This window comes from Flavobacterium sp. GSB-24 (genome assembly GCF_027924665.1).
Lineage (GTDB): Bacteria > Bacteroidota > Bacteroidia > Flavobacteriales > Flavobacteriaceae > Flavobacterium.
The window spans coordinates 4,455,515-4,471,257 of record NZ_AP027043.1; the positions used below are offsets into that span (position 1 = coordinate 4,455,515).

Below are 15,743 nucleotides of genomic sequence, written 5' to 3' on the forward strand. Positions count from 1 at the left end.
ATGTAAACAAAAATACAGAAAAAACTAAAGCTGTATTTTTTCTAAAAAAATTAAACTTCGAAGTAATAATTCTAAAATACTGCAAAACAACAAAGTTCTTCTAAGTCGTTAAAACTTCTGCCGCAATTAAATTCAGGTATTCTCTAGGCGTGTATGTAGTTATCTCTTTAAAATATCTGTTAAAGGATGATTTAGAATTAAAACCAGATTCATACGCCAATTCCAAAATAGTAATACTGCTATTTTTTTCTGATAAACTTTTAAGTTTTTCTTTTACATATTCGATTCTGTATTCATTTATGAAAGTATAAAAAGACTTATTTACAAAATGATTTAATGTCTCACTTATATGATATTTATTGACGTTCGTAAGTTTTGCAAGCTTATCAAGCGTGAGTTCGCTGTCCATATAGTACTGCTCCTTTTCCATTGCTTTTTCGAGTCTCAGCAGTATCTTAAACATTTCACTCTGGCTTAATATTTCTTTTCTCTTTTGAGGTACGGATATCTCTCTTTCTTCTCTCTGAATATTTTCAATCGGATCCAATACAAAATTACTTACACTGCTTGGCTCCATTTCAGTAGTAATCTCATCACCATTGTAATTTCCAGAAGATAAAAGCATTTCAGTTCCTGTTACTGCCCCATATTTATAATTTATTATTCTAATTGTAATGACAATAAGAAGAGTATAAATTATAGATCGGCACAAATAATTTGAAGAGTCGAAGAAAGAGTTGAAAATTACAAACAAGACTCCTAAAACCCCAACACATAAAAAAAGAGAAGCAAGCTGGACAACTAACTTTTTCTCCTGACTGTTTCTTGGCAGTTTATTCATCGCCAGATAAATGATGCCACATGAAAAAATAATATCCAGTGGAAGCAGTGTGTAAAGACTAATTGTATTGTACCAATACAGCACTAAATAAGCTTTTGGGGATGTTACTGATAAAACGCACACAGTAGAAAAATAACCTATAGCACCGATAATAAACGGAATAAAAAGATACCATTTTGAAGCAGTTACAAATTCAGGACGGATTGTTTTTAAGGTATAGAGGTACAACAATGGAATGTAGCAGAACCCGATAAAGGTATTCATCATATTTAAAACCTGCTGATCCTCCACAAAAGTAAAAATGAAAAATTTTATAGAAAGATGCAGCCCAATGCATACTACGAGAGATATCAGCAAATCATCTGCATTTTTTCTGTACCTGCTTCTTAAAAGTAATACTGCGGCTAAAAGAGCCTGAAAAATTCCTATTGCAATAATGTATTTCATCTTAAAATCTTTGTGCTAAAGTACCATGAGGCTGTTAATTTAATGTTTATTAAATGCGAAATAATTGATTCGTAACAATTTAATAACAAAAATTAAAACACTAAAAATGAACATCTTACAACCTAATCAAAAGATTGACACTTTCTAAAAGTAGTTCTAGTTCGACAAAGTCGTTTCATAGTTTAAATCGAAGCAATCTTTGCAGAAAAAGTACAAAACATGACACCTAAAATTATTTTAAAATCTTTGTTTAAAAAGGAAAAGATATTTAAAAAAATACTTTTCACTGCTGCACTAACAATCGGTTCTATCGTATCGAATAATGCACAGACCATAAAAGGAGTTGTTACAAGCGATGCAGGAACACTGCCTACAGCCAACATTTCTGGAAAAACATTTAATAACTCGGCAGTTTCAGATCTGCAGGGTGCTTTCACCCTTACAGCACCGACCGAAGGAGAAGCTGTTATTGAGATCAGCTATATTGGATTTGAAACAAAATCGATAACTGTAAATCTGGCAAAAGGAATAAATGATTTGGGGCTGATTCAAATGACACCAGACGGCTCAGCAGCACTAAAAGAAATTGTGGTAAAAGGAACAATGGCTCCTTCTCAGGCAAAAGCTTACAGCATCAAGAAAAATTCGCTTGCCATAATGGATGTAATGGCGGCCGATGCTATTGGTAAATTACCAGATCGTAATGCCGCCGAAGCGGTGCAGCGTATGCAGGGTGTTGCCGTAGCACGTTATCATGGAGAGGCCGATCAGGCAACGGTCAGGGGAACTCCTTTTGCGTGGACTTCTACACTCTTTAACGGAAATCGTCTTCCGAGTTCTAATGTTATGGGAAATCGTTCATCAGTTTTAGATGCCGTTCCTTCAGAAATGATTCAATATGTTCAGGTTGCCAAAGCTGTTACCCCAGATATGGAAGGTGACGCTATTGGAGGATCCATCAATTTTATTACACGCACAGCTCCATCAAAACGTATTTTGAATGTCAGCGCGGCCGGAGGTTACAATACATTCAGCGAAAATGGTACTTACAATGCTTCTGTAACTTATGGAGACCGATTCTTTAATAATAAATTGGGAGTAATTGTTTCTGGAGCAATCTGGAGCAGACAATGGGGATCTGATGAATTTGCTGCAACTTATAATACCGGTGCGACTGTTGTTGAACAGAAAAAATCTCTTAATACCGTTCTTTTTAAACGCTATATGGGAGAGCGTGAAACGAAAGGATTAAATGTAGGTGCTGAATATAAACTTACTCCATCTGATAAAATCTTCTTTAGAGGGATGGCTAATAAATTTGATGACATTCGTCCTGTTTATGAATCTTATATTGATTATACCAATTCTCGTTTTCAATACAATTACAGATATTCTCATTATCAAACAGCTTTAAATGGTTTTGAAGTTGGTGGTGAACATCAAATGAGTGAAAAATTTAAACTGGACTGGAGCTACAGCAATCATAAATCAGAATATTACTTAGACACTCCTCCAACTTCAGGCAACAAAGGACTTCCTATTGCTACTTTCCGCCAGAAAATAACAGGTGGTTTCAATGATCTTTCCAGTGATGGAAAACGTTACTGGGGATTTGATTCTCCAAACGGAGTCGGCGGTACCGTAGATCACTTCGAAACTGGTATTGCAAATACAAACGAAGTGATGGATCCTTCAAAACTACTATTAAACCAGCTGGTAATTGCTCAGCTTGATAACAGTGAAAGAGACCAGATCGGGCAAATTAATTTAAAAGTAGAAGCCAGTTCCAAAGTAAACCTGAAATTCGGTGCAAAATACCGTCATAAAGACAGAACAAACACTTACGGATCTAATTTTGTTTATCTGCCTGGAGCAGCTGTCGGAATTCCAAATTCGCCTGCTTTAGTACCGCTTTCAGCATTGCAGACTACTAATTTCCCTAACGGAAGCAAGTTTTTCGGAAACATGAATGATGATTTCAGCCAGTTCATCGTAAACCCATTGACTAAAGATCAGTTGTTTAATATGTACGGACAATCTTTCCAGACTGCTAACGGATTTATGGATTTTACATCCAAAACAAATGCAACTTCTTTTTATACAGGTGATGAAAATGTAATTGCAGGCTATGCAATGGCAGAAATCGACGCGACAGATAACTTAAAGATAGTTGGAGGATTACGTAATGAGTACACTGCTATGACCTTGAATGGTACTAAAGCTACTACTGAAGGAACTCCTGCCGTAATAACGCTTAGTCCGTCTGTGGTCGAGAATAATTATAATTCGTTTCTTCCCATGCTTCATTTAAAATATAAATTAAGCGACAAATCAAATCTTCGTGCCGCATACACCCGCACATTTGTTCGTCCAAATTTTGGAGACATGACACCTGGAAGTTCCACAAATACAACAGCTTCTCCTATGACTATTACACAAGGGAATCCTGATCTAAAGCCAACATTCAGTAATAATTTTGACGTAATGGGAGAATACTATTTTGATAATGTGGGAATTCTTTCAGGAGGTGTATTTTACAAAAATATTACAGATGTGGTATTTACAGATGTAAGTATGCAGAACATTGACGGAAATGATTATTTGGTTACGCAGGCAAAAAACCTAAACAAAGCATCTTTAGTAGGATTTGAAGCTGGAATCAATAAAAGGTTTGATTTCCTTAATGGATTCTGGAGCGGTTTCGGAGTAGAATTTAATTACACTTATTTAGACTCAAAAACCGAAGTGCCGCGTGTTAACGGAACAAATACTTTCAATGACAAAACAAGTCTTCCTAACCAGTCTAAGAATCTTTTCAATGCTATTTTATTTTATGAAAGAAATGGCGTAATGGTTCGTCTTGCAGGCAATTACCGCGGCAATTCTGTAGAAACCATAAATCAGCAATTAGGTCCTGATTATTACATCTGGTCCGATTCTAATTTCACAATTGATGCTTCTGCAACTGTCAATATCAATAAAAAACTTAAAGTATTTATTGAGTTAAACAACCTTAGTGATTCACCAGTAAAAATGTATATGGGGAATGATAAACGCCGTGTTACTTCGCAGGAATGGTACGGAAGCCGAGGACAGGCAGGTCTGCGTTATGACATATTTTAAAAACAAATAAATTAATCAATATAAAAATGAAAAAGACAATTATTATAGCTGCAATTTTAGTACAGACATTAGCAAATGCTCAGCTTACTGACAGTATTAAAAGACTCGTTCCTGTAAAAGGTGCATTAAATTTTAGAGATGTAGGCGGATACAAAACTGCAGATGGAAAAGAAGTTGTTTGGGGAAAAGTATTTAGAAGTGCTGGAATTGATAAATTGACAAATGAAGATCTAGCGCTTTTGGATAAAAAGAAAATCCATACAGTAGTTGACTTCAGAGGCGTTGCAGAATCTAAAGCAGCTCCGGACCGTTTACCTCAAAATACAGATTACACTTTAAGCCCGGCAGGAAGTGACAGTATTCCAAATCCTGCTCAAATGGTTAAACTTTTAAAAGAAGGAGGTTTTCTTGAAAAATTTTATGGGATTGATGCTGTGAAATACAGCGGAGACAGGTTCCGTCCGTTATTTGTAAAATTATTAACTGCTGATAAAAAAGAAGCCGTAATGTACCACTGCACCGGCGGACGTGATCGTACCGGTATGGCAACTGCCTTATTTTTATATATTTTAAACGTTCCTGAAAAAACCATTGAAGAAGATTATGTGGCATCTAATGTATATCTTAAGAAAATGAACAACGGAATGATGGCTCCGCTTGCAAAAATGAGCGGTTTGACTGAAGCACAGGTAGAAAATGAAATGGCATTAAAACCAGAACTTATCCGTTCGTTTTTTGGAGGCATTAAAACGCAATACGGAAGTATAGAAAACTTTTTACAGCAGGAAATGGGAATCGGACCTAAGGAAATAAACATTCTAAGAAAAAAATATACTAAATAATAATTTCAAGTTGTTGTTTTTAAAAGCGATTGATTTTTCAATCGCTTTTTTGCTTGTATATTTTTTGCCGCAAAAATTCAGGTAGTTTTTAGAGATATTTTACTAGTCTCTTTTTTTAAGACAAGCTCTTCTTCGAGCATTTGAAACCCGTCTTACCCTTCTTGTTGATTTTGTAAATCAGCTTCTGAATTACCATAAGCCATATAGTGGTAAAAGCCATTGTTAAGGTAATTACTGCTAAGGTAATCTGGTACATAAAAGGACCTATCAAACCTAGTGAGGAAGCGGTTGTTATTAATACGAAACTAAACTCTCCTATCTGAGATAATAATGCGCCTGCGTATATACTATCACGCCAAGAATTTTTTGTAACCCTAAAGAGAACCGCGTTAATGACACTATTGCTGAAAAGCACCGCGATTGAAATCAGCAGTATGGTTAAAGTATGCTGCGAAAAGAATTTAATGTCCAACTGCAGTCCGACGGCTACAAAAAAGAAAGCCATAAAGAAGACCCTGAACGGCATAAGGGATTTATCGAGCCAATGAGTCGCTTTATCATGACCGATTAAAATTCCTGCTGCAAAAGCCCCAAAAGCGGTTGATAAACCGAGCGCTCCAGTTATCCAGGCCATTCCAAAACACAAGCTGAAACCTATGAAAACCTGCAATTCGTGATCTGCCGCAATTTCGCTGCTCATGGGAAGTTTCAGTGGTTTCTGCCCCACTGCACGTTTTAAAAACAGCAGCATAAGCAGTCCAGCAGCGCACACTTTAATCAGCTGTGTCTGCGAGATATGATTTCCTGACATAAAATTTAGGATCAGCATCATTGGAATAACCAATATATCCTGCAGCAAAAGCACACCTCCTGTAATCACTCCCAGACGACTGTTAATTTCTCCCGTTCTGGCCAGATATTGAAATACTATAGCAGAGCTGCTTATGCTTATAATAAAAGCCATCAAAACTGTAGTTGTCATTTTCCATCCTGCATAAGCCCCAATGGTATGCATAAAGAAAAAACTCAGCAGCAGATGCACAAAAGCGATTAAAAGCGGTTTATGAATATTTCGTTTCAGATTTTGAATATCAATCTCACGGCCAATGGAGAACATGAGCAGTACAATTCCGATTTCACCTATTTCTGCAATCACTCCTGGATGGTCAATAATATTGAGAGCCTGAGGCCCTAAAAGTGTTCCAGCGACTATATAAGCGATAAAATATGGCTGTTTTAAACCGCGAAGAAGCAAGATAAGCAGTAAAATAACAAAGGACAGCACAGCTATCCCAGAGAATAATTGTGATAACATGTGGAAATGATTATAAAGAAAGCTGCCGGAGGCAGCTTTCTAACTGTGTTGTTTAACTTAAGAAATATCAATCAGACGGGGAGATTTTTCTTTGGCTTGTTCGAGCTTTGGAATAGACAGCAGTAAAATTCCGTTTTCGTAACGAGCACTGATTTTATCTTCGTCCACTACATTTTTTGGCAGGGTAAAGCTTCGCTGGAAGGACTGATAACTAAATTCCCTGCGAGTAAAATTTTCTTCCTGGGTATTTTGCTCATTTTGTTTTACCGAAGAAATAGTGAGCTGCCCATTGTCAAGAGTAACCTTAAAGTCCTTTTTGTCCATTCCCGGTGCGGCGACTTGGACTTCGTAATTCTCATCTGTTTCCTTAATATTCACAGACGGCAGTGTAGTGCTTGTTGCTGAAAAATTGTTGTTTTCCCAATTGAAAAGATCACGGCCAAAAAAATCATCAAAAAACAAGCGTTGAAAAGCCGGTATACGGCCTGCATCTCTTTTAATAAGATTCATAACATTAATTTTTAAAATTGTTAGACAATAAAAATTTGAACGTGCACACCAGCGTGCACAAGAAAAAAAACAAATTATGTGCCAGTGGAAAAAAATGACATTTTTTCATATATTATGATGAAAAAATGTCACTAATCAAGGTTTCTAAGTTCGTTTGTCGAACTGTCAGTTTAGGCAGAATATAACGTCTTGAAGGAGTAGTTGAAATCGAAGAGCAAAGATTCAGTTCAGGATTTCATTAGAGAAATGGCAATGAATTTCGTAATTAACTCGCCATATTAGAATGCGGCTAGCGGCTAATATCTGTTTTTCTTACAGCAAGCTCTGTTGGCGACTGTCCGAATTGTTTTTTAAAGGCATACGAGAAGTGTGATAAGTTTTCAAAACCAACTTCGTAAAAAACGTCAATAGGTTTTCTATGCTTTTCGGTCAGCTGGTAATGGGCAAGTTCCAGCCGTTTCATTGTCAGCCACTTTTGTGGTGTGGTATCAAATGCCTTTTTAAAATCCCGCTTAAAAGTAGTCAAACTGCGTCCAGTCAAATAAGCAAATTTTTCTATAGGCATATTGAACATATAATTTCTTTGCATAAACGCTGAAATATTGATTTTGTGCGGTTCTGAAAAATCGGATAAAATAGTATCAATATCTCTATTTACAGAACGTAAAATAGTAATAGCTTCCTGAATTTTCAATGTCGACAGGTCTTGCGGCAGCTTGTAATCCAAGTTAAAATAGGGAAGCATTGAAGCGAAAAAACTGTCCAGCAAAGGATCTTTGGGGAACGGAATAATGTTATCAGTTTTGGAAGCCAGAAAGGTTTCCATATTTTTATGCTCGTAGAAATCTCTCAAAACATCGTGGGTAAGTTTTACGATAATTGCTTTGTAAGGCAGACCGTCTTTTTCAGATTTTATCAATGAAGCCAGCCTGTTTCGTGGAAACAGAAATGTTTCACCTGCTCCCAAAACATACGTTCTATTGGATTGGATTACTTTTAGTTCGCCCGACAAAACCCGAACAACAGAATGTTCTTCAGCTATCATTTCGGTATTGTGATGAACTGCTTCGCTGCAAGTAAAAACAATTTCAGCATGGTTATTTATCTGTCTTGTTGCCATAATGCAAATGTAAAAAAAGAAATAAGGCTCAACTATGTAAGCCTTATTTCTTTCAATTATATTAAATGTCAAATTTTACACCAGTCAATTCTTCACTTATAGTCCAGAGTCTTTGGGCAGCCTGGTCTTCCACTGCAAACGGTGCAACCCCAGCTATTCCAGCAGGACTTTTTCTGCCAGCTTCACTATCATAGAAATCAGGGTTGTAGTCTGCAATTTCAACATTTTCTAGATATACGCCTCCAATATTTTGAAGTTTAGGACTCGTAGCTGCCCAAACGGTTGTGGCAGCTCCTTGTTCTTTGGTTTTTTGTATTTTTTTCATTTCTGCTTCGGCTTCAATGTTTGGTGTTCCGTCTGGATGCAGTGCACCTATTGCAACAAAATCTTCAAAAGTTAAATATCTGCTCAAATTTGTCTCTAGAATTAAACCAGGGTGTAAGCTATAAGCACGAACACCAAACTGCTGTGCTCTTTTATCCAGTTCTACCGTAAAAAGCACGTTTGCTGTTTTGGCTTGCCCGTAAGCTTCAAATTTGTCGTATTTCCTAACATTGTAATTTACATCTTCAAAAAGAACTGGCGAAAAGTGATGCCCTGAGGATGAAACATTTACCACCCTTGCTCCATTTGCTTTTTTCAAGGCGTCCCACAGCTTCGCAGTCAAATGAAAATGCCCTAAATGATTGGTAGAAAATTGTCCTTCATAACCACGCTGATCACGCTGCAAAGGGGTCCACATAATACCTGCATTGTTTATAAGCATATGCAGCGGTCTACCCGAAGCTAAAAAATTTTCAGCGAATGCATCAATAGAATCTGGGTTTGTTAGATTTAATGTTTCTACTTCTACATTCAAAATTCCTTGCAGATTTTTCTTTGCTTTTTCCGTATCTCTTGCTGGAACGATAACTGTTGCCCCTGCCGAAGTCAGTGTTTTGGTGATTTCTAATCCAAGTCCACTGTCACCACCTGTAACAATTGCGGTTTTGCCTGTAAGATCGATTCCTTGGATAACATCTGTTGTTGTTGATGCTTTGTTGAAGCCTGAACCTATCGGTTTTTGTAAAGCTCCGTTGTAATTATTTTGTTCCATTTTTTTAAAAATTTTATTAGAACAAAAATAAAAAGCATTTATCCTGCAAACTTTGTTTAAAAGTCCTATTTACTTTGTTTATAGGGTCGGTTGTTGTTAATGTGCTTACACCTCTCTCCTTATTATAAAAGCATATATAAAGGAAGCTTTGCAAGCTGAAATATTATACGTCTGAGATCAATTGTCCTGAGATGAAAATGCATCAGCTTTCGGATCATAAAGCATTGCCGTACATAAACAGTTTTTTCTTTCTTTACTGAGCAATATTGGGCAATTCACGCAAGTCTTGCAATTTTCCCAAAAAAGATCGTCACTTGTAAGTTCCGAGAATGTAACCGGTTCAAAACCTAGTTCATGGTTCATTTTCATTACGGCAAGACCAGAAGTCAAACTGAATATACGGGCAGTTGGATACTTCTCACGGCTCAGCTCAAAAATAGTTTTCTTAATCCTTTTTGCAAGTCCAGTATGTCTGAATTCAGGTGCTACAATTAATCCTGAATTAGAAACATATTTTCCGTTCTCCCATGCAGAAATAAAAGAAAAACCTGCCCACCTGCCATCTGATGCAAAAGCGATGACAGCTTCTCCTTTTTTCATTTTTGCTTCAAGCATTTCTGGAGAGCGCTGAGAAATACCTGTTCCACGTGCGATAGCCGATGATAATGTTACCTCACAGATTTGCTTGATCCAAAAAGTATGAACAGATCTGGCTTTCTCAATAATAAATTCAACTGGTTCCAAAACATCCGCGGCAGTTGAAGGGATTGTTTTAGTGTAAAATGAGCTGGAAAATAAAGCACTTTTACTAGGCAGCTGTATTTTAGGATCTATAATAGGGTTTATAATTTTCATAATAATTTAGTTTACAATATTTTAGAGATTAGCAAAACAGTAATAAAGAAAACTATGGTGAACACCATTAAATTTATTACCCTTCCTTTATTGTGTGTAGATTTATTTGTTATGTATTGTTTCGTAATCTCTTTACTTCTAGTCTTATTTGTTTTCATATATCTATATTGTTAAAGTTGCAGCAAAAGTTTTAGAACCTACAAATCAATTCGATTCTATCAAGTTTAAAACAACTGTAATTTTTCTGAAAGCTAAAAAACAAAGGGTATGCCAAGAAAAACAAATATTTGCAAGTAATTAATTATCAAGATAATAAAGAACAAAATAGTAATTACACTATTCAAATTATTATCAAAATGATAAGATAATAATCAAAATGAGAGGCACACTAGGCTTATAATATTAAATTTCTTAACCCATAAGACATCCCAAAAGTTTATGACCAAAGAACTTTCAATTACTTTTTGGATAAAAAAAACTGCCAGCATAAATACTGGCAGTTTTAATTTGGAATTATAAAGTGTCTTTAAGAACAGCACTAAAATGAGCTTCATGATCCTGATGTTCTATTCAAGGCTGAATTAACACTTATAATATCTGTTTCTAATTTCATCATAACACAGATTCGGGTACTGATAACCTCCCATAGTCTGTTTTAACTGTTTTTCAGTTAGTTTTTGCACATCACTCGGTAGAAATTTTTTAACTTCTTTGTCTTTTGGTTTTTTGTTAAACATAACTTATAGTTTTAAAGTGATTATTATTCCAATCATTTAAAGACACTTGGAATTTATGTCTGTTTTAGCGCAGTTTTTTTACTGCTTAAATATCTTTGAATTAACTGTGCAAAGTCATGATTAAGTTCTGGTATCCACAAAACCAAAATTATACTTACAAATATGATTTATTTTTACGATAATTACTTACTTTTAACCTATTTTTTTTATATTTTAACATAATTACTGATTTTATAACAAGGAGTATCTAAAAATATTCATGAAACAATGAACCCATGAAATGTTTGACCAATATGCTTTAGATTATTCTTATTTATAAATTGCGATTATTTTTAAAACAATATAACTGGCAAGAAGTCCGTTTAAAAGTGTTAAAATGCCGTCTTGCTGCTCCTGTGTGTCGTAATCAAAATGAACCAGCATTTCTGCAATAAACTCAGAATACAGGATTCCCGGTTCTATTGCGCCTAATGCAATTTGATCTAAATCATCCAGCTGGTATTTTCCAGGAGCAACGTTATGCTCCTTTATTTCCAGAAAAAAGACTTCTTCATCATTGAGCTCAGAGACTGTCTGTTCAAGGCCGTCTAACAGCGCGATATTAAAATCTTCCTTCTTCCCAAGCAGGCTTTTCAGATAACCTGACAGACCTTCTGTATAAAGGTCCCTTTTCAGCAGATAATGTTCAGCAGAAAACTTTTTACTTTTGAGCTCATGATCAAACATAGAAATCAGTTCTGCTGCCATTTCTAGGGTCAAAAATTCAATTTCATTATGCTCGCCTTCCGCCTCATTGATCATTAAGGCCCATTTTGAATAATACTGCGGATAATTTTTCATTACATAAACTTCCATAGCTTTACATACGGCAGGATTTTTTTTATAGGCTCCCAGTAAATGTAAATACTTTTTATCGGGAACATCCTGAAATTCAGCAAAACCAGAATAGTAGCCGTCATTGTACACTTCACTAAACAAAAAATCAATTTTTGCCTCCCTCTTCTGAGCATACTGATAGAACAGCACCTGCTCAAAAAATAGATTAAAATTAAGGCAGTTAATTTTGGACCAGGCTTTTCTGTTTTTATCTAAAAAATCAATGCTGATTCTGGCATACTCTTTAAAAAAATCAATATCATTTCCCCCTGTAACGCCCATATTGCATCCAAAATTATCGGGACGCTTATGATAGCTCTCCATTTCATCGGGCATGTAGATAAGTTCGGGTGAAATTTCATTCCACATTTTAGCATAGTTACTGGCAGTAATTTCTAAATTCTGAGTGAGTACAGCCGCATCCCGAAATTTTTCATTCAAAGATTCCCAAACAAAAACATCTCCGTCAATGTGCAGAAACGGCTCGGTCTGCATCTGGTATACTTTAATTTTAGAAACAGCCCAGAGATCACTGTGATAATCATTTAAATCATCTAAAACGACATGAACTTTGGTATACGGAAGATGAAGTTTTGTAATTAAGATCTCATATCCGAAACGATCTGTGTACAATTCAACATCTTTATGAAATTTCACCAATTGGTGACAGCTTAAAATCCAGCTCAGCCAATTATATTTATAGGAAAACCAGCCATAATTACTTTTTAAATCAGTTGAATTACTGGTCCAAAAACTTTGTATTATCTTCATTTAAATGGAGCTGAGCTTATATTTTTAAATTAAAATGCCAATTATTCCCGATTCTTGATTCATACTGTATCTGATAAAAATGCCTTAAACATCATTTTTTCAAATTTGAATCAGTATAATACCAGTTGCAATATAACTTAATTATTTATAAGTTTTTACGGTATTCCGTATTATCAAGAGATTCTACTCTCAGCCGCTCAAAACATTAGATCCAACTGGAGTCCAAAAAAATAAAAAATGGATGATGTAGCTGACAACACCAATACGGCCAGCAGAAGTAGATGGGAGCAGGATATCTTAACAGTATGAAAGAGGCCTTGAAAACACAGGATTTTAATAAATAGTACAATCATCAATATCCCTTTTCAAAACCTCTGCTTTTAAATTTAATTTCTGCATCTATAGATTCATAAATTCTTTATTTGAATCGCTTCCTGTTGTTCAACATGTATTTTTTTGTAAAAACAAACTAAAAGCCAGAAATTAAATAGTGTTAAAATCACATTTTATTTATTTTTTAACTTTTATAATGAAAGAAAATTTCTTAACTTAACATAATAATTGATCGACTAACGGTTAAAAAAACCGATGTATTACCTAAATTTATTAAAAAACAAATGCTTGGCTTTTTACCATCGATCAATAAAATTTTACTATTTATTAATAATTAAAAACAAATTACAAATTTAAAAATCATCGCTAGGGAGAAAAAACTACTCATCACAATCTATTTTGTATTTATTTTGTATTTCTAGTTTCAGAATATTCATTCTGTGCATCTTTTCTATTGATGATATTTTAAAATTTTTAGAGAACCAAGGTATCAGCGTATATCTCTTTATTAAACATTTAAATTATCGTATTATGAAAAAACTTTTCTTATCATCTGTCCTGCTTTTTCCTATTAATTCGGTTCTCTTATCTAATCCTATTGCTGTCAGCCCTTATCAAATCTTTGAAGCTGTAGGCTTTACAAAATCCATTAGCCCACTTGAAACAGAAAGACACAGGGTGTGGATTAATCTAACAAATCCCAACGGTTTATTTAAACAGATTCTTATCGGATATGTGAAAGGAGCCACCAACGGATGGGATCTCAATTATGACGCTGTCTCATTGGATGCTAACAAATTCGCCGATTTTTACAGTATCAATGAGGATAAAAAACTCGTTATTCAAGGACGTGCGCTGCCATTCGATTTAGCCGATACAGTGCCTCTTGGTTACAGATCCAGTATTGTTGGAGATTTGACTATTGCCATTGATCGCGCTGATGGCGATTTATTAAACTACAATATTTATTTACATGATAAAGAAACTGGTACTGTTCATAATTTGAAAAGTGGCGGTTATACATTCTACTCTCCTACAGGTGTTTTTACAGATCGTTTCTTTATAAGTTATGGTACTGATAAAAACTTAGGAATAGATGATTTTAAAAATGTTCCACAGAAATTAAATGTTGCATCGAAGGATAAAACGATCAGGTTAAAATCGGACAAGACAGGATTAAATGAGGTTTCTGTTTTCGACATAGCAGGAAAACTGCTTTACAATAAACAAAATATCGGGGAGTCAGAATTAGAGATTTCCAGCATTCAATCAGGGCCTCAAATTTTATTAGTTAAAACAACATTAGATGATGGCCACATTATAACTAAGAAGGTACTTTTCTAGTTTGAAAAAAGCACAAAAAAAAATTAAAGCCAGCGGATACAATCAAGTTTCCGCTGGCTTTTTTTTTATGTAATTTTAAGAACATTTGTTGTTTATATTTCAAAAGATACTAATAGAGTAAAAAATATTCATTTATCTATTTTTACTTTTTAATTGATACAAAACAGAACTGTGCGGTTTTAAATCTGTTTCTATTTCTTTTGAAATTATTTTTGATTTTTCTCCTGTCCACATATTTAAAACCTCCACAGAACCTGAAATTCCAAGATCTGAAAGGTTTACAGTTACTTTTTTTGAAACTGTATCTGAGATATTAAACAAAGCCAGATAAATACTTCCATCTTTTGCATTTTTTGAAGTCACGGCAATCTTTCCCTCTTTCTGGAAAAGTTGTTTTACTGCTGTACTTTCGTTATGCATTTTCAAGACCTCATTATTTGTCAATAATGATATCGTAAAGGCATCGTTGCTAGGTAAGTCTCCCCCAAAGAACAATGGTGATTTAAAAATGTTGAAAAATGTAATCAACGTATATTGTTCGTCTTTTGTTAAACGCGTCATTCTTTCTTCGCCACGCTCTCCCCTAATCGAAATACGTCCTAACGGAATCATATCGCAGTCTGGCCATGTTCCCGGTGCAATGTATGGATACCATTTTTGTGCTACATCCATCAAATGTGTGATATGCGGCCATGTGTCCCAAACATCATCCACCATACGCCACATATTGGCATGTTTAGTTACATGTGGTGCAGCAGAAATTGGTGTTTCTCCAGGTGAAGTGCTCAAAACTATTTTACGTCCGCAATTGTCGATTGCATTTCTTATTAAGTTGATTTCTCCTTCGTGATAAGGTCTTGATAAATCATCGATTTTAATGAAATCTACTCCCCATTGTGCATATAATTCGAAGATAGAATTATAATATTCCTGAGCTCCGGGTTTATCTGCCACAACAGTATAATTGTCTCTTAACCATTCACATTGTAATGCTGTAGAATAAATCTGGTCTGCTGTGATTCCGTTGGTTCCTTTTACTGGGAGTTTATCTTCAACTGCTTTCTTCGGAATTCCACGCATTATATGAATTCCGAATTTTAATCCTTTTTTATGGATATAATCGGCTAAAGGCTTAAAACCTTGTCCATCTTTCGCAGAAGGAAATCGATTAACGGCTGGAAGATATCTGCCGTACTGATCGATTACATATCGCGGGTTTGTCTGATTATAACCTCCTGCTTTATCATTTTCAACAAACCATCGAATATCAACAACAATATATTCCCATCCAAATTTCTTGAGCTCTTTTGCCATGTAATCGGCATTGGCTTTTACTTCGTGTTCTTCAACTGTTGGGCCATAGCAATCCCAGCTGTTCCACCCCATTGGCGGTGTCTGAGCCCATTGCTTGAATTCTTCTTTTTGAAAGGTTTTATTTTGACAATTCGCTGAGATCGAATACATAATAATTACTAATACCAACACAACTGTGTTTTTTATCTTCATCTTAATTTGAATTAATTTGAATACTAT

11 protein-coding genes are annotated in these 15,743 nt (G+C 35.2%); 3 read left to right on the forward strand and 8 right to left on the reverse strand.

From position 1 onward, the window contains the following. Positions 1–100: 100 nt before the first annotated feature. Positions 101–1,288, reverse strand: coding sequence for a helix-turn-helix domain-containing protein (locus QMG60_RS18905; RefSeq protein WP_281866042.1), 1,188 nt, complete (start codon positions 1,286–1,288; stop codon positions 101–103). Positions 1,289–1,507: 219 nt separating this feature from the next. Here QMG60_RS18905 and QMG60_RS18910 point away from each other — a divergent pair, with 219 nt between their 5' ends. Then, positions 1,508–4,411 carry a TonB-dependent receptor gene (locus QMG60_RS18910; protein ID WP_281866043.1) on the forward strand — a complete coding sequence of 968 codons (2,904 nt, stop codon included), beginning with the start codon at positions 1,508–1,510 and terminating at the stop codon, positions 4,409–4,411. Positions 4,412–4,437: 26 nt separating this feature from the next. Continuing rightward, positions 4,438–5,253 carry a tyrosine-protein phosphatase gene (locus QMG60_RS18915; protein ID WP_134140324.1) on the forward strand — a complete coding sequence of 272 codons (816 nt, stop codon included), beginning with the start codon at positions 4,438–4,440 and terminating at the stop codon, positions 5,251–5,253. A gap of 115 nt (positions 5,254–5,368) precedes the next feature. On the opposite strand, the gene QMG60_RS18920 is transcribed toward QMG60_RS18915, so the two are convergent. The 6 genes from QMG60_RS18920 to QMG60_RS18945 all read right to left on the reverse strand — a co-directional run bounded on the left by QMG60_RS18920 (position 5,369) and on the right by QMG60_RS18945 (position 12,533). Beyond that, positions 5,369–6,568: a cation:proton antiporter gene (locus tag QMG60_RS18920; RefSeq protein ID WP_281866044.1), complete on the reverse strand. Its 1,200-nt coding sequence runs from the start codon at positions 6,566–6,568 to the stop codon at positions 5,369–5,371. Between the two features lie 57 nt (positions 6,569–6,625). Next, a complete protein-coding gene (locus QMG60_RS18925) occupies positions 6,626–7,078 on the reverse strand; it encodes an Hsp20/alpha crystallin family protein (RefSeq protein WP_134140319.1) in 453 nt (150 codons plus the stop codon). Between the two features lie 289 nt (positions 7,079–7,367). Further along, a complete protein-coding gene (locus tag QMG60_RS18930) occupies positions 7,368–8,198 on the reverse strand; it encodes an AraC family transcriptional regulator (protein ID WP_281866045.1) in 831 nt (276 codons plus the stop codon). Positions 8,199–8,259: 61 nt separating this feature from the next. Next, positions 8,260–9,294 (reverse strand): SDR family NAD(P)-dependent oxidoreductase, encoded by a 1,035-nt coding sequence (locus QMG60_RS18935; RefSeq protein ID WP_281866046.1) that lies wholly within the window; start codon positions 9,292–9,294, stop codon positions 8,260–8,262. Between the two features lie 177 nt (positions 9,295–9,471). Then, positions 9,472–10,149 carry a GNAT family N-acetyltransferase gene (locus QMG60_RS18940; RefSeq protein WP_281866047.1) on the reverse strand — a complete coding sequence of 226 codons (678 nt, stop codon included), beginning with the start codon at positions 10,147–10,149 and terminating at the stop codon, positions 9,472–9,474. 1,046 nt (positions 10,150–11,195) lie between these two features. Beyond that, on the reverse strand, positions 11,196–12,533 hold the full coding sequence (locus QMG60_RS18945; RefSeq protein WP_281866048.1) for a DUF6734 family protein: 1,338 nt from the start codon (positions 12,531–12,533) through the stop codon (positions 11,196–11,198). A gap of 864 nt (positions 12,534–13,397) precedes the next feature. Here QMG60_RS18945 and QMG60_RS18950 point away from each other — a divergent pair. Then, on the forward strand, positions 13,398–14,210 hold the full coding sequence (locus QMG60_RS18950; RefSeq protein WP_281866049.1) for a T9SS sorting signal type C domain-containing protein: 813 nt from the start codon (positions 13,398–13,400) through the stop codon (positions 14,208–14,210). A 132-nt stretch (positions 14,211–14,342) separates the two neighbouring features. Here the strand turns inward: QMG60_RS18950 and QMG60_RS18955 are convergent, their stop codons facing one another. Next, a complete protein-coding gene (locus tag QMG60_RS18955) occupies positions 14,343–15,716 on the reverse strand; it encodes a glycoside hydrolase family 27 protein (protein WP_281866050.1) in 1,374 nt (457 codons plus the stop codon). Positions 15,717–15,743 lie beyond the last annotated feature (27 nt).

Bases quoted from the DNA above. Each gene is read 5' to 3' on its own strand.
- QMG60_RS18905 (WP_281866042.1), bottom strand. From the start codon at position 1,288: ATGAAATACATTATTGCAATAGGAATTTTTCAGGCTCTTTTAGCCGCA.
- QMG60_RS18910 (WP_281866043.1), top strand. From the start codon at position 1,508: ATGACACCTAAAATTATTTTAAAATCTTTGTTTAAAAAGGAAAAGATA.
- QMG60_RS18915 (WP_134140324.1), top strand. From the start codon at position 4,438: ATGAAAAAGACAATTATTATAGCTGCAATTTTAGTACAGACATTAGCA.
- QMG60_RS18920 (WP_281866044.1), bottom strand. From the start codon at position 6,568: ATGTTATCACAATTATTCTCTGGGATAGCTGTGCTGTCCTTTGTTATT.
- QMG60_RS18925 (WP_134140319.1), bottom strand. From the start codon at position 7,078: ATGAATCTTATTAAAAGAGATGCAGGCCGTATACCGGCTTTTCAACGC.
- QMG60_RS18930 (WP_281866045.1), bottom strand. From the start codon at position 8,198: ATGGCAACAAGACAGATAAATAACCATGCTGAAATTGTTTTTACTTGC.
- QMG60_RS18935 (WP_281866046.1), bottom strand. From the start codon at position 9,294: ATGGAACAAAATAATTACAACGGAGCTTTACAAAAACCGATAGGTTCA.
- QMG60_RS18940 (WP_281866047.1), bottom strand. From the start codon at position 10,149: ATGAAAATTATAAACCCTATTATAGATCCTAAAATACAGCTGCCTAGT.
- QMG60_RS18945 (WP_281866048.1), bottom strand. From the start codon at position 12,533: ATGAAGATAATACAAAGTTTTTGGACCAGTAATTCAACTGATTTAAAA.
- QMG60_RS18950 (WP_281866049.1), top strand. From the start codon at position 13,398: ATGAAAAAACTTTTCTTATCATCTGTCCTGCTTTTTCCTATTAATTCG.
- QMG60_RS18955 (WP_281866050.1), bottom strand. From the start codon at position 15,716: ATGAAGATAAAAAACACAGTTGTGTTGGTATTAGTAATTATTATGTAT.